Genomic DNA, 24,556 nt, shown 5'->3' on the forward strand with positions numbered 1-24,556 from the left:
CGAAGCGTTTTTATCGATTCCACAATATTGTATGGGTATGGCGGAGTTCGAAAACCCATACGCAGCGGAAGACCCGTTTGTAGAAGCACACTTCGACTGCCTGGACTGTGGCGGGAAGCTCTGGGAGTACGCCATTCAGCGACAGATGGTGTGTGAGGACTGTCGGTCGCTGTTTGCCTCCGGTGACGTCTTCGAGGTACAGGCGTAACGCCCGAATCGGACTGGAGTGACTCGTAGCGCCAGACCCCGGGCTTAGAGGGATGTCTGTGCGCCTCGAAACGCCGTTCTAGACGCTTTCAGGCTCTCTACCCGGCGTCTGTCCAATACACTTATCATGCTGGTGTGTCAATGACTTCCTAGACCATGGCCCAGACAGAGCCAGACGAACAGGAGCTTGAGGAACAGCTCGAGTTGAGTTCCGACACACGGGGTCTCCTCGAACGGCACAACCTCCGCCCGCTGTGGGAGGTCGAGGACGACTTCGGAAACACGATCGACGACCTGGAGGCGGACATCTGGAAGTGGGAGGACATCCAGGCCGCCATCGACGGCGTCGAAGACGACGTCCCGATCAACGACCTGCCGCCCGGCTTCCAGCGCCGCGTGGCGGTCCCGATCAACGCCTCGTTCGGGAACGCGATCTCGAACACCATCTACGTCGGCGTCCAGACCGTCTCGCCCGGTGAGACAGCGCCGTCACACCGCCACGGCGCGAACGCGCTGCGGTTCTCCATCGACGGCAGCGAGGACATGAAGACCATCGTCGCGGGTGAGGAGTTCCCGATGAAGGACAACGACCTCATCACGACGCCCCAGTGGGAGTGGCACGACCACGTCAACGACTCCGACGAGACGGCGGCCTGGCTCGACGTGCTCGACCTGCCGCTCGTGCTCGATTCCCTGAACGCCCGGAACACGTTCGAGAACCACGAGCTCGAACGCCAGCCGGTCACCAAGACCCAGGGGTACTGGGAGTCCCAGTACGGCCAGGGCCGCCCCGAGGCGGACAAGAAAGACAAGGGCATCCCCGGCCCGTTCGAGGGCATCCGGGAGGCGACGCCGCCCCACCGGTTCAAGTGGTCCGAGATGCTCCAGGCGCTCCGCCAGCGGGCCGAAAACGACGAGCCTGACCCCTACGACGGCTACAGCCTCTCGTATGTCAACCCCGCGACCGGCTCGCCGCCGCTGTTCCCGACGATGTCGTTTCGCGCACAGCTGTTACAGGAGGCGACGGACGCACACTTCCACAACACGACGGAAGTGTACTTCGTCGTCGAGGGCGAGGGCGCGACCCACGTCGACGGCGAGGCCATGGAGTGGGCCGAGCGGGACATCTTCGTCGTCCCGCCGGACGCGACCCACCACCACGAGCCCGACAACGGCGAGGCCATCCTGCTCGGCATGACCGACCGGCCGGTGTTCGAAGCGATGAACTTCTACGCCGAAGCCAGCCCGTCGTCGTAACGGCTGGACCGCCCGTCAGTCGGGACTCGGTCCCAACCTTTTGCTTCTGCCGCCTGGAGATATCTCCGTAATAACGGGAATCTTTATAATCTATCATCTATATCGATACACACAGCATGGTAAGCGACGACAGCCCAGTCACGCGTCGGTCGTACCTCAAAGCAACCGCCGGCACTGCCGCGGTCGCCAGCCTCGCTGGCTGTGCGTTCGGTGGCGGCGGGAGCGGTGACGACACACTGACCATCGCCGGAACGGTTCCGGAGACGGGGCAGTTCTCCTCTCTCGGGGAGGACCTCCGACGCGGCTACGAGCTCGGCCAGGCCAGGATGAGCGAGCAACTCGACCGCGACGTCGAGCTCATCCTCCAGGACGACGAGAGCGACGCGCAGACGCTTCGGCAGAACCTCCAGCAGATGACCAGCAACAACGACGTCAACATGATCTGGGGGAGCTTCTCCAGCCTGCTGGTCACCGCCGGAAGCGCCTTCGCCGAGAACCAGAACCTCCCGTTTCTCGGCATCGCGTTCGCTTACGAGGAGCCACACCGGAACGACAACTACGAGTGGACATACTCGCCGTTCCCGAAGTCCCGCGACGTCGCCCGGTCCACGCTCGGGACACTGGACCTCATCCCCGAGGAGGAGCGACCGAGCCGCATCGGTATCTGGGAGCCAAACTCCGGGTGGGGCAAGGAACAGGCCGACTACTGGGAGAACCGCCTGGGCGAGGAGGGGTACGACATCGTCCTGCGCGAGACGTTCGAAATCGGCTCACAGGACTTCTCGACGCTTATCAGTCAGTCACAGAGTGCCGACGTGGAAGTGTTGCTGTCGAACCCGACGCCGGGCGGCGGCATCACGGCGGTCAACCAGATGCAGTCGAACAACTGGTCGCCCAAGATGTTCAAGTTCGTCCGCGGGGCGGACCCGTCCGCGTGGTGGTCGGCGCTCGAGGACGCGGGCGCGTACGCGCTTATGTGCCCCGGATGGGTCCCCGGCCTGACGGGTAACGGCAACCAGCGCCTCCGGGAGTCCTACATGAGCGAGTACGACACGGAAAGCGAGTACATGCCGGTCAACGTCGGCGGCTCGTACAACCTCACGCAGGTCGCCCTGCAGGCCGTCCAGGCCGCCGGGTCCATCGAGGCCGGCGACATCCAAGGCGCGCTCCGCAGCGAGACGTTCCAGACGGTCATCGGCGAGTTCGGCTTCGAGGACAACGGCCTCCCCGCCGAAGGTGAGCTGACGGCACCGACCGGGCAGTGGTGGGACGGCGCGCAGCGACTGGCCTACCCCGACACTGACTCCGAGCGCTCCCTCGACTTCCGGTACCCCATCCCACCGTGGAGTGAGCGCTAGATACCCATGGTAGCAGGCGAACTCATCTCGCAGTCGATTGTCAACGGGATACTCCTGGGCGGCATCTACGCCGTCGCAGCGCTTGGCCTGTCGCTCGTGTTCGGTATCATGGACATCGTGAACCTCGCTCACGGCCACATGCTGATGGTCGGGGCGTACGTCGCGATCCTCGTGTTCGCGGCGACGGGCGTCACGCCGCTAGTCGGGATGTTCATCGCGATGGGGCTGCTGTTTGCCCTCGGTGTCGTCCTCCAGAAGGTGCTGCTGAAACACGTCGTCGGCGAGGGCATCGAACAGCCCATCATCGTGCTGTTCGGGCTCGCGCTGATACTCCAGAACATCGGGCAGCTGGTGCTTGGCGGTGACGCCCGGACGGCGGACCTCGGCATCCCCGGCGACGGCATCGACCTCGGGTTTGCGTTCCTCTCCCTGCCACGGACAGTGACGTTCGTCGTCGCCGTCGTGCTCATCGCTGCGACGTGGGCGTTCCTCCAGTACACCAGGACGGGACAGGCCATCCGTGCGACCGCCCAGAACAGGACAGCGGCCCGCTACATGGGTATCGATACCGACCGAATCTACGTCCTCACGCTCGGCATCGGGACGGCGCTGGCCGGTGCGGCCGGTGCACTGCTCTCGATGCTGTTCCCGATAAACCCCTTCGTCGGCTGGTCGTACCTGCTGAAGGCCTTCGCCGTCGTGGTGCTGGGCGGCGTCGGGAGCATCCTCGGAACCCTCGTGGGCGGCGTCATCCTCGGGGTCTCCGAGAACCTCGGTGCGCTGTATCTCGGTGGCGGCTACCGAAACGTCGTGAGCCTGCTCATCTTCCTCGGTGTGTTGCTGCTCAAGCCCGAGGGACTGTTCGGCAGCGGTGGTGGTGGCGAATGAGCTTGCTCGAACGTCACCCCGAGGAATCGCTGCTCGCAAACCGCCGCCTCCAGGTCATACTCGGCGTGGTCGTGCTGGCACTCCTGTCGGTCCCGTTCGTGACGACCGACTCGCTGACCGGGCTCATACTCACGGGGCTCGTGTTCGTGATGCTCGGCGTCTCGTGGAACCTGCTTGCGGGGTACGCCGGCCAGATCTCACTGGGTCACGCCGCCTTCTTCGGCATGGGCGCGTTCATCGCCGCGTGGTTGACCACGCCCACCGCAGCGGGCTTTCCCGCATCGATACAGCTCCCCATACTGGCCGCGGTCGTCCTCGGCGGCGTGGCGGCTGCGCTGATCGCGCTGGTGCTCGGGCCGGTTCTCTTCCGGCTCAGCGGGCACTACTTCGCCATCGGGACCCTCGCGCTGGCGGCGGTCATCGAGCTGGTGATGCTGGACCAGCGGTCGCTGACCGGCGGCTCGACGGGGTACTACGTGCAGGGCGACCTCGGCCTCAACGAGTTCGTCAGCCACGGGGACGTGATGTTCCTCCTGACGCTGGTCGCGACGTTTCTCACCATCGCCGTGACCTACCGCATCGTCACTGGCGCGGGCGGGCTGGCGATGAAGGCCATCCACGACGACGAGGACGCCGCGTCCAGTCTCGGCGTCAACCCGCTGAAGTACAAGATGTACGCGTTCGTCGTCTCGTCGTTTTTCGCCGGGCTGGCGGGTGGCCTGTACGGCCACTACACGCTGTACATCAACCCGCAGTCGACGCTCGCGGTGACCTGGACCATCGATTCGCTGGTCATCGTCATCCTCGGCGGGATGGGGACGTTCGCCGGGCCGGTCCTCGGCGCGGGGCTCTTTCTCCTGCTCGATACCGGGCTGGCCGCTATCGTCGGGAGCGTCGCGACGACCGTCGAGGGCGCGCTCATCATCCTGTTTATCATCTATCTCCCACAGGGCCTGTACGGCCTCGCACAGGATTACCTCGTCACCGATGTCGCCACGGACGGGGCGGCGGACGCCCCCCACTCCACTGACGTGACACCGGACGGGGACCCCGACGTCGTCACCGACGAGGACTGACCGGCTCCCCGGCCGTTTCACTTCGAGTCCACAAAACGAGTCGCGGTCTCTCACTGACTCAAACGGTTTGTCGTCGTCCCGTATCGGCCGCGAGGTCGAACGCTGACTACACCTCAGGCCCCGAGGTACGACTCTGCGACGCGCTCGTCCTCCGCGAGTTCCGCGGCCGTTCCCGACAGGGTCATCTTCCCCGTTTTGATGACGTAGCCGCGGTCGGCCACCCGCAACGCGTTGTAGATGTCCTGTTCGACCAGCAACACCGTCGTCCCCTGCTCGTTGATGCGCTCGATGGCCTCGAACACGTCGTCGACCAGCACGGGCGCGAGACCGAGACTCGCCTCGTCGAGCAACAGCAGGTCGGGGTCGCTCATCAGCCCGCGACCGATGGCGAGCATCTGCTGTTCACCGCCCGAGAGCGTCCCCGCCCGCTGGTCGGCTCGCTCCTCCAGCCGGGGGAATATCTCGTACACCTCCGCCAGTTGGTCCTCCATCTTGCTACGGTCGACGTACGCCCCGAGTTCGAGGTTCTCCCGGATGCTGCTGTCCGTGAATATCTCCCGGCCTTCCGGGACGTGCGCGATGCCCTTCTCGACAACCTCTTCGAAGGGTGTCCCGCCGATGTTCTCGCCTTTGTACCGGACTTCCCCGGCGGTCGGCGTCAGGTCGCCACAGATACTCTTGAGCGTGGTCGTCTTGCCCGCGCCGTTCGCGCCCAGTAGCGCGACTGTCTCGCCGCGCTCGACGGAGAAGCTGATGTCCCACAGCACCTGTACGTTCCCGTACGACACATCTATCGAGTCGACTTCGAGGAGTGCCATCGATTATCATGTGGTTTGTCGCCGCTTTTCTTAAGCCTACCCCTCTCTGGGACGGGTCGGCGTGGCCACTGGCGAGCGTTCGGAACCGCAGAGAAGTGGAATGAGTGACTGCGGTCAGACTGCCCTACTCCTGACCGCCCTTCTGTACGTCGGCTTCGGCGTAGCTCACGTCGCGCTCGGTGACGTCGACGGTCATCGACCCGACGGACTCGATCTCCGCGTCGATGGTGTCGCCGTCCGAGAGCTCGCTGACGCCCTCGGGCGTCCCGGTGGTGATGACGTCGCCCGTCTCCAGCGTGGCCCCGAGCGAGGCGTACTGTACGATATCGGCACACGTATAGACCATGTCGCCGGTGTTCTCGTACTGTCGGCGCTCGCCGTTGAGTTCCAGTTCCATCTGGAGGTCCTGGGGGTCGTCTATCTCGTCGGCCGTCGTCACGCAGGGGCCGATGACGGTGAAGGTGTCGTAGGACTTCCGGTTCGACCGGTCCTGGTCCCCGCGCAGCGAGATGTCGAGCAGGATGGTGTAGCCGAAGATGTGGTCCCATGCCTCTTCGGCGGGGACGTCCTTGATGTCGCCCTCCATGACGAACGCGAGTTCGACCTCGTGGTCGGTCCGCCGGTCGGTAAAGGGAAGCTCGATACCGTGGTCCGGACCGACGACGCTGGAGGGGGCCTTTAGGAAGTAACCCTTGTCCTTGATGGAGAACCACTCCTCGGTGGTGATGTCGCGGTCGGACAGCGCCTCCTCGATGTGGTTCTCGTAGTTCAGCGGCGCGGCGATGACCTTCCCGGGCCGGCCCACGGGCGAGCCGACCTCCACGTCGGCCACGTCGTGGTCGGCGTCAGCGTCCGCGTACTCGCTTGCGTCGTACTCCCCGTCGATGTACTCGACCAGCGGGTCGTCGGCGTCGATGCCGAGCCGTTCGTTCAGCGCGATGATGCCGGAGCCGTCGTCTGTGAGCAGACCGAGCTGGTCGTCGTCGTAGCGGACGAATCGCATAGACGAATCATCGTCCGAGACCATGATAAAAGATGCCTTTCTCTCCGGTCGGCGAAGAGCTGCGGCGAGAGCGGCCCGCCGCGGACCACTCAGAAGTGCGAGTCCGTCCGCGTCAGCTCGACGTCGGCGGCCACGTCCTCCGCGAAGTGCTCGGCCAGCGACTCGAGGCTCCACCCGTCGGGTTCGACCCCGACGGCGGCCATCGACGGGTCCGAGAGCACGCCGACGCGGTCCCCGCCCGCGTAGAGCGTACATCCGGTCACGTCCTCGGCCGCCTCGCTCGCGAGGTAGGCGACCATCGGCGCCACCTTCTCCGGGGGCATCTCCTCGCGCGTGTACGGGCGGTGTTCCTCGGGGACCGTCTCGGTCATCCGCGTGTACCCGTTGGGAACTAGGGCGTTGACCCGCACGTCCGAGCGGTGCATCTCCGTTGACACCGACCGGACCATCCCGAGGACGCCGGCCTTCGCGGCGGCGTAGTTCGCCTGTCCGAGGTTCCCGCGAGCGGCCCCCGCGCTGACCGCGAGATAGGAGCGCTGGCGGTCGAACCCCCCGTCTTCGCTCGCGTCTCGCCAGTGGCGACACGCCGCCCGGAGGGGGGCAAACTGGCCGGTGAGGTTCGTCTCGACCACGGCCGCCCAGTCTTCCGGGTCGAGTTTGTAGCTCATGCCGTCCCGGAGGATGCCCGCGAAGTTCGCGACGAAATCGAGGCGGCCGTGTTCCGCGACGGTCTCCTCTATGAGTCGCTCGGCGTCGTCGAAGTCACACACGTCACAGTGATGGGCCGTCGCCTCGCCGCCGGCCTCGCGGATGTCCGACGCGACTCGCTCGGGGACCGAGGGGTCGCTCCCCTCGCCGGTGACGGACGTGCCGCGGTCGGCCACCACGACCGTCGCGCCGCGGTTGGCCAGCCCGCGTGCCGCCGCTTCCCCGAGGCCGTTCCCGCCGCCGGCGACGACACAGACAGTGCCGTCCATCCTTTCAGAACGGGAACTCGCGGTCGTCGTGCTGGAGCGATATCCACTTCTTTTCGGTGACCCCGTCGAGGAAGTCGTCGCTGTTGTAGCCGCCGACCCCCGACGCGCCCGTCCCGCCGAATGGCACGTGGGCCTCGTCGTTGATCGGCTGGTCGTTGACGTGGACCATCCCCGTCTCCAGTCGCTGGGCGATGCGCTTGCCCGCGCCCACGTCGCCGGCGTGGACCGACCCCGACAGGCCGTACTCGGTGTCGTTGGCTATCTCGACGGCCTCGTCGACATCGGAGAACGGGATGACTGGGACGACCGGGCCGAAGTGCTCGTTGCACGCCGCCGCCATATCGTTTGTCACGTCCGAGAGGACGGTCGGTTCGACGACGAGCGAGTCCTCGACCCCGTCCACCTCGACGGTGTCGCCGCCGGTCTCCAGCGTCGCGCCGGCCTCGACGGTTCGCTCGATGTAGTCCAGTATCTGGTCGCGCTGTGACTCGTCGATGATGGGACCGACGACGACGTGGTCGTGGGCGCTCCCGGCCGGCAGGGCCGACGCTCGCTCGGTCATCCGCTCGACGTACTCGTCGTAGATGTCCTCGTGGACGAGATGGCGGTTGATGGAGATACAGACCTGTCCCTGATGGGCAAAGGAGCCGAACACGCCCGCGTCGACCGCCTGGTCGAGGTCGGCGTCGGCCGTGACGACGTGGGCGTTGTTCCCGCCAAGCTCCATCGCGGCCTCGGCGAGGTTCTCCCCGGCCGCGGCGGCGACGCGCCGACCGACCTCGGTCGACCCGGTAAAGGCGACCACGTCGCTCTCGTCGTGGCCGGCGACGGCGTCACCGATGTCGGACCCGCGCCCGGTGACGACGTTGATGACACCGTCGGGAAAGCCCGCGTCCTCGAACAGCCGAGCGAACAACAGCCCGCCCACGACCGGCGTGTTGCTGGCAGGCTTTACCACCACGGTGTTGCCCGCGGCGACGGCTGGGGCGATGGCTCGCGCCGAGAGGTTCAGCGGGAAGTTCCACGGCGAGATAACCGTCACGACACCCTTTGGCTCGCGCTGGACGATGTTTTCCTTCCCGGGGATGTTCGAGGCGGCGTGTTCCCCTTTCATCCGCCGGGGCAGGGTCGCGGCCTCGGCGACCTGGTCGGTCGCGAGGTGGAGGGAGGTCTCGCCCATGCCCTCTATCTGGCCGGCTTCTGCGGCCAGTAGCTCGACTATCTCCTCGCTGTGTTCGTCCATCGTCCCCAGGAGGTTCCGGACGAGTTCCTCGCGACGGGCCGGCGGTGTCTGGCCCCACTCTGTCTGTGCTTTGGCCGCCGCTTCGTACGCCGCGTCCACGTCCGCCTCGTTGCCGCGGGGCACTTCGGTCACCGTCTCGCGCGTCGAGGGGTCCGCTACCGCCATGGTCTCGCCGCTGTCGCTCCCGCGCCACTCACCGCCGATGTAGTGGCCGCTCCAGTCGGCGTCGATGCTGTACCGTGACAGGCTATCCTGTGCCATACAACAACATGCCGCGAAGCGACTATGAAGGTTTGGTGACACCGGTGTTATCGGCACGGTCCGTCGGCCCGCGGGGAATCCCAGCCGCCCGTCAGTCAGCGGTCGGGCCCGGCGATAGCCGCGTCGAGCGCCTCTATCGGCGTCGGCGGTTCGTCGCGGTCGACGCCAGCGAAGGTCCCGTCAGTCTCGACGTCGAGGTCGGACAGTTGGGTCCGACACGACGCGCCGGGCGCGACGACGGCCTCCGCCTCGCTCCCGTCTACCTGCCCTTCGAGCGTGTCTCCGATAGCCATACTCATCGCGTGGTGTTCGCTCTCGTAGCCGAAACTGCCGGCCATGCCACAACAGCCAGAGTCGAGCGGGTCGACCTCGTAGCCGGCCCGCCGCAGGACACCGACCGCGTGGTGATCCTTTTTCGTCGCCTTCTGGTGACAGTGCCCGTGATAGGCCAGGGAGTGCCCGGGGGCGTCGACCGTCAGCCCGTCGTCCAGGCGGAACGTATCCAGATACTCACAGACCCCATAGCTGTTGGCCGCAAGCGACGCCGCCGCGTCGCCGTCGAGCAGGTCCAGATAGTCCGACTGGAGCATCACCGCGTCGCTGGGTTCCACGACCACGACGTCCCACCCGTCTTCGACGCGCGGGGCCAGCGCCTCGACTGCCTCCGTGGCCGTCTCGCGGGTGGCGTCGACGAACCCCTTCGAGTACGACGGCCGCCCGCTGTCGGTCACTTCGGCCAGCTCGACGTGCACGTTCGCCGCTTCGAGGACCCGGACCGCGGCCTTCCCGACCTCGGGGTGGCTGAAGTTCGTGTACGTGTCGGGGAACAGGACGGCCTTTCGGTCGGCTTCGCTCTCCGGAACCCCCGGACCGCGCGCCGCGAACCAGTCCTGTAAGCTCTCCCGCTCGAAGGTCGGGAGCGAACGCTCGCTGGCGATGCCGAGCGTCTTCTCCATGAGCGTTCGTGCGCCCGGGAGCTTCGGCCCGATGTTCGAGAGCGGGGCCAGCGCGCTCCCGACGCGGGCGAGCGTGTCGACGTTGGCGAACACCCGTTCACGGAGCCCGGCGCCGTGTTCCTGGTGGTGGGCGTGTTCAACTTCGACTTTGAGCTTCGCCATGTCCACCTCGCTCGGGCAGTCGTGGGCACACCCCTTGCAACCGATACAGAGGTCCATCACCTCGCTGACGAACTCGTCGTCGGTCGGGTCGTCGGGAAGGTCACCGCTCATCGCCTGGCGGAGCATGTTCGCGCGGCCCCGGGTCGACGTGACCTCCTCGTCAGCCGCCCGGAACGTCGGGCACATCACGCCGCCCTCGGACTGCTGGGTGCGACAGCCGCCACAGCCGTGACAGAGCTCGACCATCCCCTGCATGCCGTTCTCGTTGTCCCAGGAAAGGGCCGAGTCGAAGCCGGCGTCGAACTCGTAGTCGGGGTCGAACCGCAGGTTCTCCGTCATCGAGACGTCCCCACAGACCTGCCCGGGGTTGAGCAGCCAGTCGGGGTCGAAAGCCGTCTTCAGGTCCCGGAAGGCCTCCCAGAGCCGCTCGCCGTACAGTTTCCGGTTCCACTGCGTGCGGGCGCGGCCGTCGCCGTGTTCGCCCGACACCGACCCGCCGTACTCGACGACGAGGTCGGTGATGGCCTCGCCGATGCGCTCCATCGCGTCGAGGTCGGGCTGTGACTTCGTGTTCACCAGCGGGCGGACGTGTAACACGCCCGGGCCAGCGTGCGCGTAGAACGCGGCGAACGTGTCGTTCGCTTCGAGCACGTCCTGGAACTCGCTGACGAACTCCGGGAGGTGTTCCGGCGGGATGGCGCAGTCTTCGAGGAAACTGATGTGTTTCTCGTCGCTCGTCCGGCCAAGCAGGATGGGTAGCCCCGACTTGCGGAGCTTCCAGATTTCCTTGCGCTCGTCGGCATCGTAGGCCTCCAGCGCGTCGAACGCGTAGCGGTCGGTGTCCGTAGCCGCCTCGTCCCCGCCGTCGGGGAGGCGGTCGGCCAGCAGCCCCGCGACCTGCTCGCGGCCGTGGTCGTCATCTTCGGCGTAGAACTCCACCAGCAGCGCGGCCCGCGTCCGGTCCGGGAGCCGCGCCACTACGTCGGCAAACTCCGTCGTGTCGGCCGCGAGGTCGATGAGTACGTCGTCGATGAGCTCGACCGCCGCCGGGTCGTGGTCGAGGACGTGTTGGACGTCGCTGACGGCCTCCACGACGCTGTCGTAGGTCAGCAGGGCGACCGACTTGGTCTCGGGGAGCGGTTCGAGCGAGACGGTCGCCTCGGTGACGACGGCCAGCGTCCCTTCGCTGCCGGCGAGCAACCGGGCGAGGTTGACCGTCCCTGCCTCGCCGTACTCACCCTCGTACTCGGCGACCAGTCGGTCGAGATTGTAGCCGGAGACGTTGCGCTTGAGTTCGGGGTAGCGGTCGTCTATCTCCCCGGCGTGGTCGTCGAGTAGCGTCAGGACGCCCGCCGCGATTCGGGCTTCGAGGTCGTCGCTTTCTGGGTCGGCGCGCTCTCTGAGAGTGTCGACCGACACCTCGCCGAACGTGGTGACGGTGCCGTCCGCGAGGACGACCTCGCACTCCTCGACGTAGTGGTCGGTCTTCTCGTAGACGAGCGAGTGGGCGCCCGTCGAGTTGTTCCCGATGGCACCGCCGATGGCACTCCGATTGCCCGCCGCCGGGTCCGGGCCGAAGGTAAGGCCGTGTTCGGCGGCCCGGTCGTTCAGGTCCGCAAGCACCGTCCCAGCCTGGACACGCGCCTCCCGGCCCGCGGAGTCCAGCGACACGACGGCGTCCATGTGTCGCGTGAAATCCAGGACGACCGCCTCGTTGACGGTCTGGCCCGCGAGACTCGTCCCGCCGCCCCGCGGGAGGACCGGAATCTCCCGCTCGGAGCAGTACGAGACGACGCTTGCCACATCGGCCGTCGAGGTGGGAAAGACCACACCGATGGGCGTCACCTCGTAGGCGCTGGCGTCCGTCGCGTACAGCTGGCGGGTGTAGGTGTCGAACCGGACGTCGCCGTCGACTCTGGACTCGAGGTCGGAGACGAGACCCGGACGCGCTACCGCCCCCCCGACGTAGTCGTAGTCCGCTCTGGCGTCGCTGGCGGTGGGGGCGAGTTGTGTACCGCCGTCCGTGGCGGTGGGGCTATCGTCGTCGCTCATGTGGGTTGACCTGTGTGAACCAGTCACTTAATCCCCCCGTTGTCAGTCCGCCTGAGAGAGTCTGTACCGCCCTTCTTCTATCGGTTCCGTGACAATATCCGCGGAGCGGTTACAAACGTCAGACAGCTAGTCGACCCCGGTCTGCCCACCGGTTTCGACGCGCCGGAGTACGGCCGCCGACTGTCCCCGTACCCGAATCCGAACTCTGTTTCGACGGCCGGTACTGACAGGCTCGCTGTCGCGACTGTCCGCTACTACGTCGACGGGCACGGTAGTAGCCAACGCCAACATTCTGTATAGCTGTATATGGTTTATAGATTTTTATGTCCCGAGGACATATTCTGCTGTTGGTTGTGTTGACTGGTGGAGTCACAACATCCAACAGAACTATTTGATATGCAACTGTATCCCCGAGCATGCCGAAATCGGCCGATTTAGCTGCGGATACCCCACGGGACTCGACCGCCTGGACGCTGCTGGACCGCGACGGGCTCGTCGACGCCTACTGGGACCTCGTTGCACCCGCCATGCGGGCCGACGGACTCGACCCCGAGACGGAGCAGCCGACCTACGAATGGCTCAACGAACACGGCTTCCGAACCCTCCTCTATACGCTCCAGGAGCACCACGACACGACGTTCTCGGCGTTCTGGCGCAAGGACCTGGGGCTGGATCCCGCCGGCTTCGACTGGCAGATCGACGACGGCGCTACCGTCGACGCCTTCGAACGGTATCTCGACCGCCAGCAACAGCGCAAATCCTGGAGTGAGTCCACTGTCGACGCTCACCGGAGTCGCCTCGCCCGCTACGGGCGCGCCTACGCCGCCGTCAACGACACCGACGACCTCCTCTCTCCGGTCGCCCGGGATTCCGACGTTCCGGCCCACGAGGCTGTCGACGCCTGCTGGGCGACCTTCGACGCGCTGGATACGGAGGTCGCTCGCGAGACGCTTCGGCGCATCTACATCACCGTCTCCGACTGGTACACCACGCTCGTCAGCCGCCGCGAGGCGGCGCTGAACCCGACCGACGGGCTCGACTACAACTGGACCGGCGACGACACGACCGCAAACCCCCCGCTGGCCCCGGAACACGTCGCCGCGCTGTTCGGGGCCGCGACCGATACCAGAGAGCGGCTGCTCGTCGTCGCCCTGTGTGGGTGGGGCCTCCGTTCCGGCGAGGTCGCCGCACTCCACGTCGACCAGCTGGTCCTCGACGGCGACGGACCACACATCGAGTTCGAGAGCCGGAAGAACGGTCCCGGCTCAGTAGCGCTGATATACGGGCAGGACGTCGCCGAGCGGCGGATAGCGGAGCTCGACGCCGAAGCGTGGAACGGCTACCTGTTCCCATCGCCGCGGTCGGCGAGTGGCCACCGGACCGGGGGGACGATTCGCAACTGGTTTCGCGAGCTCACGGAGCGGGCGTCGCTCCCCGACGAAATCGACGGCCACCGCCCGGTCCCGCAGATGGCACGCCGGTTCTGGTACGACCGCTACTCCTCGACGGTCGAGGAACTGGTCGAACACCAGATACAGGAGATCGCCAAAGAGCAGGGGAGCGCATCGGCCGCCGTTGTCTGGGACGACTACCTCTCGGAGGACCGGCGGCGGGAACTACGGCGGGAGTTCATGCAGGAGAAGCTATCTAGTGCGTTTGAGCGCTAACGTCGGGGGAAAGCCGGCTTTGTGCCGGATTCGCTGTGAACCATCAGTATCGAACCCGCCGCTGAGTGTCCAGACGACCCCGGGTCCGGCGATGACGAGCGCTGGCTCGGCTACGTGTGTGACTCCACGAGTGACCGCAGTTGGCCTTCGGGCTTGACGCCGACGATCTCCTCTACCTGCGTGCCGTCGGCAAAGAGGACGAGCGTCGGCACGCCCCGGACGTTGTAGGCGCTTGCCAGTTGCTGGTTCGCGTCGACGTCGACTTTCGCGACGACCGCGTCGGTTTCGGCGGCAAGCCGCTCGACGACCGGTTCGAGCATCTTGCAGGGCCCACACCAGTCGGCGTAGAAGTCGACAAGTACCACGCCGTGTGTCGCTACGAGATCGTCGAGTTGCTCGCCGCCCGAGACGGCCACCGGTTCGTTGCCCGCTTCCACGTCGGTGTCCGCTGTAGTATCAGTTGCCATCACCGTCAGGTAGGGGCCGAGAGAATTTAACAGTTATGGGTATAAAGCACAATACTACACCAAGCGACCACGGCACCACCGTGTCCCTCGGAAAACGCGGCCTCAGCTCTGGGCCTGCGGCGGGGTCTCGGACCTGTCCTCGTACTTCTGTTCGAACTCACCGATGAGCTGGCCCATCTTGGCGTACCAGTCGTTGAGCATCCGCTGCATCTCGTCGGCGATTTTCGAGGGGTCCGTCGGTCGGTAGACGTGGTAGTAGCCGCCCTGATCGTAGTTTATCTGTTCTTTCTGGATGAAACCCGTCTGGAGCAGGCGCTGGACCGCCCGATAGGCGGTCGAGCGCTCGCGGTCGACGGCCTCGGCTACCTCGTCAACAGTGAGCGGTTCGTCGGCGTTGACAAGCGCCTGAAAGCACTCCTTGTCGAGCTGTTTGAGCCCGTGGAAACACTCCAGTAGCCCCTCACACTCCATATCCTGTTGCAGCTGTTCAGTCATCGAATCAGGCATTGGTATAGGCGTACAGAGGTGCTGTACCTGTAAAAAGATTTGTGTAGAGTTCGCACAATTGTGTGGGGACGCGCCTCAGGCCGGCGAGGACGCCTGTGACTCCTCGCGGAGGGCGGTGATGCTGCTGTGGACGACGGCCCCGCTGACCATGAGCGCGGCGCCGAGGATGAGCACCAGACTGACCGTGTTCAGGCCCTCAATGCCGTAGACGTTGCCTACCTCGCGGACCGCGACGGCGAGTGCGCCGCCCAGCAACATCAGTCCGAAGTACACCTTGATCTCGTCTTCGTCGACAATGCTGGTCGCGGCCGAACCGATCCGAGCGCCGAAGGCACTACCGCCCAACAGCGGCACCACGATCGAGAGGTCGACCCCGCCGTCCATCGCGTACAGGAAACTCCCCAGTCCGCCCGAGAAGACGATCTCGAAGAGGTCGGTCCCGACCGCGATGGGGACCGGGACGCCGATGAGGTAAAACAGCGCGGGCATGCGGATGAACCCGCCACCGACGCCCAGTAAGCCCGAGAGCAGTCCGGTGGCGAACGCGACGGCCAGTATGAGCCACAGCGAGACGCTGACGCCGCCGCGGAGCGACATCATCGGGGGCACGCGATAGGACTGTATCTTCTTCGCGATTTCCGGGATGTCGTCGGCGTCCGCCTCCGCGTCCGCCTCGTCGTGGTCGATGCCGCCGCCACTGTCGCCTTTGACGGCTTCGTAGGTGACGAACGCGCCGATACCGCCCAGCAGGAAGACGTAGGTGACACTGATGATGCTCCCGGCCAGCCCGAGCGACTCCAGATAGATGACGATCCGCTTGCCGGCCTCGATGCCGGCGGTCGTCCCGGCGATCATCAACACCCCGAGTTTGTAGTCGACCTGGCCCATGTCACGGTGTTTCAGCGTCGCGATGACGGAGGTCCCGAACACGAACGCGAGCCCGCTCCCGACGGCGACGCGGGTGGGATACCCCATCACCAGCAGCGCCGGGGTGACGAGAAAGGACCCGCCCATCCCGAAAAACCCAAACAGGACGCCGATGAGTAGCCCGAACCCGATGAACAGGAGGACCATCCCCAGACCGAGACCCAGTATCTCCATCCGTTACTCTCCTCGCAGTCGTTCGACCACGCGGTTTCCAACCACCCGTTCGACGGCACCGTAGCCGATGTAGAGGAGGACCGCTTCGAGCAGCACGGTCCCGACGAGCAACGCTGCGTCGACGCTGCCCGCGCCGCCGGCTGCGACCGCCGCCAGGTCTACCATCGATACGCCCTCCCAAGATTGTGGTATCGTGTGAATATCATACTTTTCTGCTCGTCCCCTCCTAGCCGGAGGGTACTGATAATGGTTTTGGGAGTTAGACACAATATTACTGCAGAGAATCCGACCGCTAACCCACCGGAATATCCGGATACGTTATCGGAATATCGGCCACCGGGCCGTAGTGATTACGACCGCCTTATTCGGGTGAAAGTAACTCGCGCGCGCTCCACGTCCAGTATGGGACCGGCGGTTGCCAGCACAGCAACAGGTGCGTCGGTCGGCTCTCGGGGCCGACGCCGCCAGTAGTATTGTTTATTGCAAACAATATTAACGGCGGGTCACGTACCCACGCGTATGAGGGCCATCTATGCGACAGACCTCTCGGCGGCCAGTGAAGCGGCGATAGCGTCGGAGACGTGTCTAGAGTGTCTCGGGCGCATCGGCGTCGACACCGTTCACCTGGTCACGGTCATCCCGTCGAACGTCCACGCCGGGATGGCGGGGATGAACTTCAGCGAGCGGCGCGAGCAGGCGCTGGCTCGCTATCAGAGCGTCATGGCGGACGCGGGGTTCGATACTGAGACACACGTCGTTCGGGGGACGCCCCACCGACGTGTCAACGGGCTCGCCGAGGCCGAGAAGGCGGATCTGACGGTCGTCGGCTCCCGCGGCCAGAGCCCGCTTGAGAACCGCGTCATCGGGTCGACCGCCCGGAACCTCGCGCGGACGACCGTGGTTCCGCTCCTGGTCAACCGCGTCGAACGCGGGGCTGACGACCCCGAAGTGCTCAGAGAACACCTGTTCCAGCGGGTGCTCTATGCGACCGACTTCTCCGGGAACGCCGAGCGCGCCTTCGACGCGTTCTCGTATCTGCGCCACGCCACGCAGGAAGCGACGCTCGTCCACGTCACGTCGCCCAAGGACCCGAGCGCGACAGACGGGGACCCGGCTGACAAGCTGGACGAGTTCGCCTCGACGCTCGGGCGGTGGGATATCGACACGACCGTCGAGGTCCGACAGGGCGACCCCGCCGAGGAGATTCTGGCAGTCGAGGACAGAGTGGCGCCGACGACGACCCTCGTCGGCTCTCGGGGCCGAAGCCGGATACGGCGGCTGTTGCTCGGCAGCGTCTCCGAGGACATCGTGGCCCGTGCGAGCGGGAACGTCTTCCTCGTCCCGCCGCCCCGAACCGCCTGAAAAGGGCCGTCACAACGAGCCGAGGGCGGTCATCGACCCGTATCCGAGGGCAAAGGAGAGTGCGAAAGAGCCGACCCAGGCGCCGACGGTGACAGTTATCTTCCGCGGGTCGACGGCTTCGCTACCGCCGACCGCGGCGCCGCTCCCGATGATGGCGCTGACGATAATGGCGTTGAACGACACCGGTACGCCCAGCAGGACGGCGAGCTGGGCGATGAGGAAACTCGGAACGAGGGCGGCGATGGACCGTCGCGGCCCCAGCGAGGAGTAGTCCTGTGAGAGTGACTTTATCATCCTGGGAGCGCCGGTCCAGGAACCGACGAGGATACCGAGGCCGCCGCCCGAGAGGACGACGGCCGGGGAGAGCATGCCCACGTCGTCGAGTAGCGGGAGCAGCGGCCCGACCGCCAGTCCGACCTGGCTCCCGCCGGCCGAGAACGCCACGAGCGAGCCCAGTGCCAGCAGGACGCGTCTGAGCCCGCCACTCTCGTCGCGGCGAACGTCCCAGTACACGGCGCCGGCGACGGCCAGTGCGACACCTGTAGAGAGGGCGGCTGTCGCCGCGATGCCATCGACGCCGAGCAGCCGCCGCCCGAGCGCCGTGAGCGAGCCCGGCTCGCCGCCGGGCCCGAGGGCGGCGAAATCGACGTTCGCGAGGACGACGCCGACGAGCGCGGCAAGCGCCGGGACGGTCAGCCGTTCGGGGGCGTCCGTCCGCGGCAACACGCTCGCGATACCGTAGGCGATGCCGCCGCCGACGACAGGCGTCAGCAGCCACAGGGTGCCTATCTGCTGGTACTTGGCCCACACCGGGGTCCCCCCCAGCGCCAGGCCGACGCCGATGACCGCACCGGTGACCGTGAAGGCCGTCGCGATGGGGTAGCCGGTGTAGATACCGACGGCCATGAGTCCGGCACCGACGAACAGGGCGACGATGACGCCCGCCGCCGGGAGGCTGACACCGCCGACGAGCCCGCGCCCGACGGCCTCCGAGACGTTCGCCCCTTGGGTCACTGCACCCGCGAGCCCGAAGATACCGACGACGAAGGCCGCACGCATCGTCGAGATGGCGTTGGCGCCGACGGCGGGCGCGAAGGGGGTCGCGCCGCTGGAGCCAGCACCGATGACCCACGACATGAACAGGCTGGCGATACCGGCGGTCAGAAAGAGCGCGATGACTGCAAGTTCCATTGGTTGTATGAGAGTGCAAACCGAGCGTTAGTCCGCGCCCGCGGGGGCGGCGTCGGCGCTACTCGTCCGGCTGCGCCACCAGCCCTGCAGGTACGCGCCGAGGAACATCCCCCCGAGCGCCCAGAGGATGGTGACGTTGCCGATACCGAGGCTGGCGTAGGCGGCCCCGGGACAGATGCCCGAGAGCCCCCAGCCGACGCCGAATATCCCGCCGCCGAGCAGCACGTTCCGGTCGAAGGACTTCAGCCGCCGCTCGAAGCGGTCGCCGGTCAGGGGCGCCCGGTCGAGCACCCGCGGCATGACGAAGAAGACGACGCCCGTCACCGCCGCGCCGCCGAACATCACAAACAGCAGGCCGAAGTCCTCGAACTGGAGGAAGTGCAACACGACCTCCGGGCGGGCCATGTGGCTGTAGGCGAGCCCGAACCCGAATAGCAGCCCGCCAAACAGGACGAGCGGGATGAAAAGCGGGTGTCGGTCCGTCGACGTCCCCGCCATCACGGCGTCACCCCCAGTGCGGCGACTATCTGTGCCGTCACGATAGCGGTGAGCAGAAAGGCCAGCACGCCCGCAATGGACGTTTTCGAGGCCGAGCCGACGCCACAGACGCCGTGGCCCGACGTGCAGCCTTTACCCACTCGGGTCCCGACGCCGACGAAGACGCCACCCACGAGCAGCCGCCACCACGAGACGTCGGTCGTCCACGCGCCGCCCTGGTAGACGACCGCGTACACCGCGGCCCCGAGGACGATACCGAGCGTGAACACGAGCCGCCAGTCCCGCGAGGCGACGTACCGCTGGAATCGGGACTGTCCGGAGACGTACGACAGCGTCGACTCGAGGAACGTGCTCGCGCCGGCGCTGATGCCGGTGCCGACGTAGATGACGGCCGCTCCGAGACCGACGAGCAGCCCGCCGACGGCGTACCGACTGATGCCGTTGGGGAACAGCTCGGCGGCCACCTGCAGCGGCACTGGGTCCGGTACCATCGCCGCTCAGTCACCCGCGAGCGATTCCTGGCTCGCTGCGCAGTTGTTGGGACCGAGTTCGAGCGTGAACGCCGCCTCGTCGTCGACGGTGTTCTGTCCGAGGTTCGTCGCGATGATTTCCTCGTAGTTGGCCGGCCGCGGCGGCATATCGGCAAGCACCGTTTCGACGAAGTCGTCTTTCTCCATCGTGAGCGCGTCCATCTCCTCGACGAGCTGGCCGATGGGTGCGGTGTAGGTGCCGTCGTCGGCGGGGACGGCCGAGTCGCTGAAGTGTGCGCCGCCGACGAGCGTGTCGTCGGGCAGCGTGAGCACGCGCTCTTGCAGCGAGTCGTACAGCATCCGGGCGGCGTCGGGTGCACCCTCGTCGCCCTCCTCGAGGTCGGGACGGGCGACACTCTCGATGAACAGCCCGTCGCCGGTAGCGAGCAGGCTGTCGTCGACGAGATACGAGGTCATCCCGGTCGTGTGGCCGGGCGTCGCGACGGTCTCGATGGTCGCGTCGCCGACCTGGAACTCGTCGCCGTCGTCGGCGGTCGTCAGTTCGTCGGCGTAAGTGACCCCGCGGTCGACGGCCGCTGCGGGGATGACACCCTCGACGCCTTCGGCGGCCAGGTCACGCACGCCCGAGATGTGATCGGCGTGGATGTGCGTGTCCAGTGCGTACTGCAGGTCGACCCCGAGCTCCTCGGCGTCGTCGAGATAGCGCTCCGTGAACGCGCGTAGGGGGTCGATGATGGCCGCCTCGCCGTCGTCGTAAACGAGATAGCCCAGACAGCCCGAGGACGGGCGCTGGTACTGCAGCAGCGTCCCCGCACCGTCGTAGTCGGTGACCTCGACGGTCTCGTAGATGCGAGCCCAGCCGTTCATCCCGTCTTCGAGGTGGTGGACGTCGTAGCCCTCGTCCGCGAGCGTGCCCGCGACGTACTCGCTTGCGCCGCCCTTGGCACAGAGGACTGTGACCTCGCGGTCGTCGGGAATTGATTCAAAGACCTCGTCGTCGATGTCGTCCTCGAGGAACTGGAAGTACGGGACGTTGATAGACTCGACGTTCTCGCCGTCGATACGCCATTCTTCGTAGTCCGAAGACATACGCGCATCGAGGATAGTGACGGACTCGCCGTCGTCGATGCGTCCTTTCAGCGTTTCGGGCGTGACCGATTCGACTTCTGCGTCTGGAGTCGGGAAGTCGTCAGCGTTCATGTAGTACACCCCCCTCTACAGGGTTGATGCATAAAAGAGTTTGTATAGAAATCCCCAATATACACAATACTATACTTCCGAATAGCAGCCCGTCTCGCCCCTTTATATGGCTCAAAGCTGCCCATTGAGCGCTTTAAAGTCAGTCTGGGACGATTCTGGCAGAGACAATAGTTCGGGGTGAGTACAATAATCGACAATGTTTTAACCTGGCACCGAATATTGTGCAGTAGCTCCAATACACCACCTGGAGTCCTTCCAACAATGAGTGAATCATTCGACATCGCAGAGACGCTCGACGTGAAAGGCGAATCGTGCCCGATGCCCGTGGTAAAGACCAAAGGCGCCATCGACGGCCTCCCAGAGGGCGGTGTCCTCGAAGTGCTCTCGACGGACAGCGGCAGCATGAGCGACATCGACGGCTGGGCCCAGGGGACCGACGGCGTCGAACTGCTCGAACAGGTCGCAGACGGCGACGTGTACAAACACTACGTCGAGAAGACCGACTGAGATGAGCACGGAGACACCCTCGACCGGCGACGACGAGTCCATGACCGAAGCACAGCTCCAGGCTCGAATCGAAGAGCTAGAAGAGAGCGTCGCCCAGCTGGAAGCCGACGACGACCAGATGAAGATGACCATCGTCGCCACCCAGGGGACCTTCGATATGGCCTATCCGCCGCTCATCCTCGCCAGCACGGCCGCGGCCTTCGGCTGGGACGTGGTCGTCTTCCACACGTTCTGGGGGCTTGACATCCTCCACGAGGAGAAATCGGAGAAGCTCCAGCTCTCGGCCGTCGGCAACCCAAACATGCCGATGCCCAACGCGCTGGCCGCGCTGCCCGGTATGGACCGGATGGCGACGCGGATGATGGAAAAACGCATCGACGAGAACGGGACAGCGACTATCGAGGAGCTCATCGACCTGTCGCTGGACCAGGGCGTCGAGCTACAGGCCTGTCAGATGACCATCGAACTGATGGACTACGACGAGGACGACTTCCACGACGACGTCACCGTCGGCGTCGGCGCGGCCACGGCGCTCCAGCACATGGCCGAATCCGACATCCAGCTTCTGATCTGAGCGGCCACGTTCACAGGCTACCCTTTGCAGTACTGAAATCACTATGAACCAGACAATCGTAATCGTCGACGCGTCGGTCGGTGAGACGCCCGCAGAACGCAATCTGACACGGTCACTCGACGCCCAGACGCAAGTGTACAAGGTCAGTGACGGCCGGCTCCCCCCGCTTCCGACTGGCCCCGACCGACGGTACGACGGCGTTGTCATCAGCGGTTCCCAGACCTCTGTGTACGAGGACCACGACTGGATTCACGAGCTCACGTCGTGGGTCCGGGAGGCCCACCGTGCCGACGTGCCGACGCTTGGCATCTGCTGGGGCCACCAGCTGCTCGCGCAGGCACTGGGCGGCCGCGTGGTCGACATGGGCGCCCACGAACTGGGCTACCGGACGGTCCACCGGCGCGGCGACGACCCGCTGTTTGCGGGCGTTCCGGCGTCGTTTACCGCCTTCCAGACCCACTCTGACCGGGTTGCCGAGCTCCCGTCGGGTGCGGTCGAGCTGGCGCGCAACGACTACGGGGGGCAGGCGTTCCGGCTCGGCGCCCGCTACGGCGTCCAGTTCCACCCGGAGTACGACCGCGAGACCGCCGAGTGGGTCATCGGCAACAAAGACCTCTCGGACGAGCGGCTCGAAGCAGTGCGGGCGACGCTCACCGACGAGTTGGTCGAGGCGGCCGACGTGGCGACGAACGTGTTCCAGAACTTCCTCGGGCTGGTCGCCGACCACCAGCGCCGCCCTGACCGGACGGACTGACGCTGGCAGTACGGAACGCTTCGGCCGGCGGGTCTGGCAGCGACCGGACAACGAGCCCCTCGCGCGTCGTTCGACCGTCGCCGCCCCTGCCGAGGACGGGCTAGTCGAGCAGTTGGCCGCGGTACCGTTCGGCCAGCGCGCGGTCGAACGCTGTCAGTTCGACGATGTCGTCCTCGGTGAGGGAGTCGACTTCGGCGACGTAGGTAACCGCGTCCTCGCGGGCCCCGAAGGGTGCGGGGTTGACTCGCATCGGGTCCTCAAGGCGGTCGGCGTCGGTCTCTAGGGCGTAGTACGCTGTCGTTCCGTCAATGAGTGCCCGCGAATTGAGGTCTCTGACCCACAGACCAGCGATGTCCGTATCGGTCTCCGCGAACTGCTCGGTGACGGCGTAGTACGTCGTCGCACAGCCCGACGTACAGAAGAACGCTCGGGTGTCGTCGGCGTGGACCGCCTGTGCGTTCCACTCCGGGAAGTTCGCGGCCTTCATCTCGCAGACGGCACACCGAGCGTCCTCGGGGACTGCGACCGCTTCGCGGGCCGCACCGTCGTCGGTCCCGCCCTCGTGAGCGACGTAGCTCGTACAGTAGCCGCTGGGGTCGATCGTCCCCTCGACGATGGTACAGGCGCCGAGCCCGTCACCGTTCTTGTCCGGAACGTAGTAGCTACAGCCGGAACACTGCTTTCCGCCCTGCGGTTCGGACTGGTAGTTCACCGCGCTCTGTGTGGCGAGGGCGTCTGGGTCGCGCTGTCCGTCCCCCAGCCCCGTCGCTGTCCGGTACGCTTCGGGGACACCGTCGCCAGTCGTCGCTGTCGGCGTCGGGTCACCGCCGCCGCCACAGCCCGCGAGGGCACCAGCGGCACCGCTCCCCAGCAGCGCGAGCATGGTTCGTCTGTCGAGTGCCGTCATCTGTCCTTTGCCCATGCATCGACATCTATCGGCGACGAGGAAAGCCAGTCTGGTACGATCGTCGTTCCGTTTCGAGAGCCCCACCAGACCCCTTACCTCCGCCAGACAGAAAGTGAGGACCATGCAGCGACGGAGCGAGCGCGCGGCCGCCGGCAGCGGCGTCTGTCTCACCCCGGCCCTCGGTGAGAGCGGCAGCGAGACGGGGGCGCCTGACTGATGCAGTCCTGTACGCCGAGCAATCCGCTCTTGGGCACGGAGACGCTCGGCCTGCCGGTGCTGGCACTCGTCGGTCTGCTCGGCGGCGCCCACTGTATCGGAATGTGTGGCCCGCTGGTCGCAATCTACGCCGAGCGGATGGCCGAGGGCGAGCGTGACGACATCCTCTCGTTTCGGGAAATCCGACAGCACACGGTGTTCAACCTCGGACGGACGGCCACCTACTCCCTGCTGGGCGGTGCCTTCGGGCTCGCCGGCCGGCTCACCTTCGTGAGCCTCCGGAACGTGACCCTCCTAGCGACGGAGGTCCGCGCCGTGACAGGTATCGGCGTGGGGCTCGCCGTCGCCGTCGTCGGTGGCAGCTACGTCACCGGCACCGATGTGCGGACCGTTCCGATACCGGGTATGGACCGAATCATGGGTCCGGTTCGGGACGCCCTTCTCTCCCGGGTCGACGAGTGGGTAGGCGACTACCGCATCGCCGGCCTCGGTGCCGTCCACGGGTTCCTGCCGTGTCCGCTGCTGTACCCCGCCTACCTGTACGCCTTCGTGCAGGGGTCTGCACTGGGTGGCGCGGCGGCACTTGCTGCACTCGGACTCGGAACCGTGCCAGCAGTCTTCGTGACTGGGACGGTGTTCGAGGGGCTGAACGTCGACAGTCGACAGTGGCTCCACCGCGGGCTCGGTGTCGCCTTCGTCGTGCTGGGGTACATCCCGCTCCAACACGGGCTGGCCGCCCTCGGTGTCCCGCTGCCGGCCATTCCGCTCCCACATTTCCGGCCCTGGTAAACTATCCCCCTGCACCCGGGCGCCGCCCGGAGCGGACACGCCCGTCACGGGTCGCTGGACTGTTGTC

The 24,556-nt window shown here is 66.0% G+C and carries 25 protein-coding genes; 11 read left to right on the forward strand and 14 right to left on the reverse strand.

From position 1 onward, the window contains the following. The first annotated feature begins 37 nt into the window (after window positions 1-37). From VJ162_RS11420 to VJ162_RS11440, 5 genes are all read left to right on the forward strand, one after another. Window positions 38-208, forward strand: a complete 171-nt coding sequence (locus VJ162_RS11420; RefSeq protein ID WP_324664394.1) for a hypothetical protein — start codon at window positions 38-40, stop codon at window positions 206-208. Window positions 209-363: 155 nt separating this feature from the next. Continuing rightward, a complete protein-coding gene (locus VJ162_RS11425; protein WP_324664395.1) occupies window positions 364-1,464 on the forward strand; it encodes a cupin domain-containing protein in 1,101 nt (366 codons plus the stop codon). A gap of 116 nt (window positions 1,465-1,580) precedes the next feature. Continuing rightward, window positions 1,581-2,822 carry a substrate-binding domain-containing protein gene (locus VJ162_RS11430; RefSeq protein ID WP_324664396.1) on the forward strand — a complete coding sequence of 414 codons (1,242 nt, stop codon included), beginning with the start codon at window positions 1,581-1,583 and terminating at the stop codon, window positions 2,820-2,822. A gap of 6 nt (window positions 2,823-2,828) precedes the next feature. Beyond that, window positions 2,829-3,710, forward strand: a complete 882-nt coding sequence (locus VJ162_RS11435; RefSeq protein ID WP_324664398.1) for a branched-chain amino acid ABC transporter permease — start codon at window positions 2,829-2,831, stop codon at window positions 3,708-3,710. Next, window positions 3,707-4,786, forward strand: a complete 1,080-nt coding sequence (locus VJ162_RS11440; RefSeq protein WP_324664399.1) for a branched-chain amino acid ABC transporter permease — start codon at window positions 3,707-3,709, stop codon at window positions 4,784-4,786. Before VJ162_RS11435 ends, VJ162_RS11440 begins: the two co-directional genes overlap by 4 nt. Before the next feature lie 113 nt (window positions 4,787-4,899). On the opposite strand, the gene VJ162_RS11445 is transcribed toward VJ162_RS11440, so the two are convergent. The 5 genes from VJ162_RS11445 to VJ162_RS11465 form a co-directional block, all read right to left on the reverse strand. After that, entirely contained in the window at window positions 4,900-5,604 is a 705-nt protein-coding gene (locus VJ162_RS11445; RefSeq protein ID WP_324664400.1) for an ABC transporter ATP-binding protein, read from the reverse strand. A gap of 124 nt (window positions 5,605-5,728) precedes the next feature. Further along, window positions 5,729-6,607 (reverse strand): fumarylacetoacetate hydrolase family protein, encoded by an 879-nt coding sequence (locus VJ162_RS11450; protein WP_324664401.1) that lies wholly within the window; start codon window positions 6,605-6,607, stop codon window positions 5,729-5,731. A gap of 89 nt (window positions 6,608-6,696) precedes the next feature. After that, the gene (locus VJ162_RS11455; protein ID WP_324664402.1) at window positions 6,697-7,584 is read right to left on the reverse strand and encodes an SDR family oxidoreductase; all 888 of its coding nucleotides are present in this window, start codon (window positions 7,582-7,584) and stop codon (window positions 6,697-6,699) included. A 4-nt stretch (window positions 7,585-7,588) separates the two neighbouring features. Further along, window positions 7,589-9,088 carry an aldehyde dehydrogenase family protein gene (locus VJ162_RS11460; protein ID WP_324664403.1) on the reverse strand — a complete coding sequence of 500 codons (1,500 nt, stop codon included), beginning with the start codon at window positions 9,086-9,088 and terminating at the stop codon, window positions 7,589-7,591. A 95-nt stretch (window positions 9,089-9,183) separates the two neighbouring features. Next, window positions 9,184-12,258 carry an FAD-binding and (Fe-S)-binding domain-containing protein gene (locus VJ162_RS11465; RefSeq protein ID WP_324664404.1) on the reverse strand — a complete coding sequence of 1,025 codons (3,075 nt, stop codon included), beginning with the start codon at window positions 12,256-12,258 and terminating at the stop codon, window positions 9,184-9,186. A 416-nt stretch (window positions 12,259-12,674) separates the two neighbouring features. Between VJ162_RS11465 and VJ162_RS11470 the strand changes: the two genes are divergently transcribed. Then, window positions 12,675-13,925 (forward strand): site-specific integrase, encoded by a 1,251-nt coding sequence (locus VJ162_RS11470; RefSeq protein ID WP_324664405.1) that lies wholly within the window; start codon window positions 12,675-12,677, stop codon window positions 13,923-13,925. A gap of 110 nt (window positions 13,926-14,035) precedes the next feature. Here VJ162_RS11470 and trxA read toward each other — a convergent pair whose 3' ends face one another. From trxA to VJ162_RS11490, 4 genes are all read right to left on the reverse strand, one after another. Further along, on the reverse strand, window positions 14,036-14,392 hold the full coding sequence (gene trxA / locus VJ162_RS11475; RefSeq protein ID WP_324664407.1) for a thioredoxin: 357 nt from the start codon (window positions 14,390-14,392) through the stop codon (window positions 14,036-14,038). A gap of 102 nt (window positions 14,393-14,494) precedes the next feature. Beyond that, the gene (locus VJ162_RS11480) at window positions 14,495-14,899 is read right to left on the reverse strand and encodes a helix-turn-helix domain-containing protein (protein ID WP_324664408.1); all 405 of its coding nucleotides are present in this window, start codon (window positions 14,897-14,899) and stop codon (window positions 14,495-14,497) included. Window positions 14,900-14,974: 75 nt separating this feature from the next. Further along, window positions 14,975-16,000: a sulfite exporter TauE/SafE family protein gene (locus VJ162_RS11485; RefSeq protein WP_324664409.1), complete on the reverse strand. Its 1,026-nt coding sequence runs from the start codon at window positions 15,998-16,000 to the stop codon at window positions 14,975-14,977. A 3-nt stretch (window positions 16,001-16,003) separates the two neighbouring features. Beyond that, a complete protein-coding gene (locus VJ162_RS11490; RefSeq protein WP_324664410.1) occupies window positions 16,004-16,165 on the reverse strand; it encodes a DUF7512 family protein in 162 nt (53 codons plus the stop codon). Between the two features lie 354 nt (window positions 16,166-16,519). Between VJ162_RS11490 and VJ162_RS11495 the strand changes: the two genes are divergently transcribed. Then, entirely contained in the window at window positions 16,520-17,362 is an 843-nt protein-coding gene (locus tag VJ162_RS11495) for a universal stress protein (RefSeq protein WP_324664412.1), read from the forward strand. A gap of 9 nt (window positions 17,363-17,371) precedes the next feature. Here the strand turns inward: VJ162_RS11495 and VJ162_RS11500 are convergent, their stop codons facing one another. From VJ162_RS11500 to VJ162_RS11515, 4 genes are read right to left on the reverse strand one after another with little or no spacing between them, the layout of a single operon-like run. Further along, window positions 17,372-18,553 carry an inorganic phosphate transporter gene (locus tag VJ162_RS11500; RefSeq protein ID WP_324664413.1) on the reverse strand — a complete coding sequence of 394 codons (1,182 nt, stop codon included), beginning with the start codon at window positions 18,551-18,553 and terminating at the stop codon, window positions 17,372-17,374. A 27-nt stretch (window positions 18,554-18,580) separates the two neighbouring features. Next, a complete protein-coding gene (locus tag VJ162_RS11505; RefSeq protein WP_324664415.1) occupies window positions 18,581-19,051 on the reverse strand; it encodes a DUF6691 family protein in 471 nt (156 codons plus the stop codon). Then, window positions 19,051-19,542 carry a YeeE/YedE family protein gene (locus VJ162_RS11510; RefSeq protein ID WP_324664417.1) on the reverse strand — a complete coding sequence of 164 codons (492 nt, stop codon included), beginning with the start codon at window positions 19,540-19,542 and terminating at the stop codon, window positions 19,051-19,053. The genes VJ162_RS11505 and VJ162_RS11510 overlap by 1 nt, the downstream gene beginning before the upstream one ends. 6 nt (window positions 19,543-19,548) lie before the next feature. Then, a complete protein-coding gene (locus VJ162_RS11515) occupies window positions 19,549-20,742 on the reverse strand; it encodes an MBL fold metallo-hydrolase (RefSeq protein ID WP_324664418.1) in 1,194 nt (397 codons plus the stop codon). A 261-nt stretch (window positions 20,743-21,003) separates the two neighbouring features. On the opposite strand from VJ162_RS11515, the gene VJ162_RS11520 reads away from it, so the two are divergent. From VJ162_RS11520 to VJ162_RS11530, 3 genes are read left to right on the forward strand one after another with little or no spacing between them, the layout of a single operon-like run. Continuing rightward, the gene (locus VJ162_RS11520) at window positions 21,004-21,249 is read left to right on the forward strand and encodes a sulfurtransferase TusA family protein (RefSeq protein ID WP_324664419.1); all 246 of its coding nucleotides are present in this window, start codon (window positions 21,004-21,006) and stop codon (window positions 21,247-21,249) included. A gap of 1 nt (window position 21,250) precedes the next feature. Then, window positions 21,251-21,823, forward strand: a complete 573-nt coding sequence (locus VJ162_RS11525) for a DsrE/DsrF/DrsH-like family protein (protein ID WP_324664420.1) — start codon at window positions 21,251-21,253, stop codon at window positions 21,821-21,823. A gap of 43 nt (window positions 21,824-21,866) precedes the next feature. Then, complete coding sequence (locus VJ162_RS11530; protein ID WP_324664421.1) at window positions 21,867-22,577, forward strand: type 1 glutamine amidotransferase; 711 nt, start codon at window positions 21,867-21,869, stop codon at window positions 22,575-22,577. A gap of 100 nt (window positions 22,578-22,677) precedes the next feature. Here the strand turns inward: VJ162_RS11530 and VJ162_RS11535 are convergent, their stop codons facing one another. Next, complete coding sequence (locus tag VJ162_RS11535; protein ID WP_324664422.1) at window positions 22,678-23,499, reverse strand: nitrous oxide reductase accessory protein NosL; 822 nt, start codon at window positions 23,497-23,499, stop codon at window positions 22,678-22,680. A 201-nt stretch (window positions 23,500-23,700) separates the two neighbouring features. Between VJ162_RS11535 and VJ162_RS11540 the strand changes: the two genes are divergently transcribed. Then, on the forward strand, window positions 23,701-24,489 hold the full coding sequence (locus VJ162_RS11540) for a sulfite exporter TauE/SafE family protein (protein ID WP_324664423.1): 789 nt from the start codon (window positions 23,701-23,703) through the stop codon (window positions 24,487-24,489). Window positions 24,490-24,556: the final 67 nt, after the last annotated feature.

The organism is Haloarcula sediminis (assembly GCF_035656455.1).
Classification (GTDB): Archaea; Halobacteriota; Halobacteria; order Halobacteriales; family Haloarculaceae; genus Haloarcula; species Haloarcula sediminis.

Bases quoted from the DNA above. Each gene is read 5' to 3' on its own strand.
- VJ162_RS11420 (WP_324664394.1), top strand. From the start codon at position 38: ATGGCGGAGTTCGAAAACCCATACGCAGCGGAAGACCCGTTTGTAGAA.
- VJ162_RS11425 (WP_324664395.1), top strand. From the start codon at position 364: ATGGCCCAGACAGAGCCAGACGAACAGGAGCTTGAGGAACAGCTCGAG.
- VJ162_RS11430 (WP_324664396.1), top strand. From the start codon at position 1,581: ATGGTAAGCGACGACAGCCCAGTCACGCGTCGGTCGTACCTCAAAGCA.
- VJ162_RS11435 (WP_324664398.1), top strand. From the start codon at position 2,829: ATGGTAGCAGGCGAACTCATCTCGCAGTCGATTGTCAACGGGATACTC.
- VJ162_RS11440 (WP_324664399.1), top strand. From the start codon at position 3,707: ATGAGCTTGCTCGAACGTCACCCCGAGGAATCGCTGCTCGCAAACCGC.
- VJ162_RS11445 (WP_324664400.1), bottom strand. From the start codon at position 5,604: ATGGCACTCCTCGAAGTCGACTCGATAGATGTGTCGTACGGGAACGTA.
- VJ162_RS11450 (WP_324664401.1), bottom strand. From the start codon at position 6,607: ATGCGATTCGTCCGCTACGACGACGACCAGCTCGGTCTGCTCACAGAC.
- VJ162_RS11455 (WP_324664402.1), bottom strand. From the start codon at position 7,584: ATGGACGGCACTGTCTGTGTCGTCGCCGGCGGCGGGAACGGCCTCGGG.
- VJ162_RS11460 (WP_324664403.1), bottom strand. From the start codon at position 9,088: ATGGCACAGGATAGCCTGTCACGGTACAGCATCGACGCCGACTGGAGC.
- VJ162_RS11465 (WP_324664404.1), bottom strand. From the start codon at position 12,258: ATGAGCGACGACGATAGCCCCACCGCCACGGACGGCGGTACACAACTC.
- VJ162_RS11470 (WP_324664405.1), top strand. From the start codon at position 12,675: ATGCCGAAATCGGCCGATTTAGCTGCGGATACCCCACGGGACTCGACC.
- trxA (WP_324664407.1), bottom strand. From the start codon at position 14,392: ATGGCAACTGATACTACAGCGGACACCGACGTGGAAGCGGGCAACGAA.
- VJ162_RS11480 (WP_324664408.1), bottom strand. From the start codon at position 14,899: ATGCCTGATTCGATGACTGAACAGCTGCAACAGGATATGGAGTGTGAG.
- VJ162_RS11485 (WP_324664409.1), bottom strand. From the start codon at position 16,000: ATGGAGATACTGGGTCTCGGTCTGGGGATGGTCCTCCTGTTCATCGGG.
- VJ162_RS11490 (WP_324664410.1), bottom strand. From the start codon at position 16,165: ATGGTAGACCTGGCGGCGGTCGCAGCCGGCGGCGCGGGCAGCGTCGAC.
- VJ162_RS11495 (WP_324664412.1), top strand. From the start codon at position 16,520: ATGAGGGCCATCTATGCGACAGACCTCTCGGCGGCCAGTGAAGCGGCG.
- VJ162_RS11500 (WP_324664413.1), bottom strand. From the start codon at position 18,553: ATGGAACTTGCAGTCATCGCGCTCTTTCTGACCGCCGGTATCGCCAGC.
- VJ162_RS11505 (WP_324664415.1), bottom strand. From the start codon at position 19,051: ATGGCGGGGACGTCGACGGACCGACACCCGCTTTTCATCCCGCTCGTC.
- VJ162_RS11510 (WP_324664417.1), bottom strand. From the start codon at position 19,542: ATGGTACCGGACCCAGTGCCGCTGCAGGTGGCCGCCGAGCTGTTCCCC.
- VJ162_RS11515 (WP_324664418.1), bottom strand. From the start codon at position 20,742: ATGAACGCTGACGACTTCCCGACTCCAGACGCAGAAGTCGAATCGGTC.
- VJ162_RS11520 (WP_324664419.1), top strand. From the start codon at position 21,004: ATGAGTGAATCATTCGACATCGCAGAGACGCTCGACGTGAAAGGCGAA.
- VJ162_RS11525 (WP_324664420.1), top strand. From the start codon at position 21,251: ATGAGCACGGAGACACCCTCGACCGGCGACGACGAGTCCATGACCGAA.
- VJ162_RS11530 (WP_324664421.1), top strand. From the start codon at position 21,867: ATGAACCAGACAATCGTAATCGTCGACGCGTCGGTCGGTGAGACGCCC.
- VJ162_RS11535 (WP_324664422.1), bottom strand. From the start codon at position 23,499: ATGGGCAAAGGACAGATGACGGCACTCGACAGACGAACCATGCTCGCG.
- VJ162_RS11540 (WP_324664423.1), top strand. From the start codon at position 23,701: ATGCAGTCCTGTACGCCGAGCAATCCGCTCTTGGGCACGGAGACGCTC.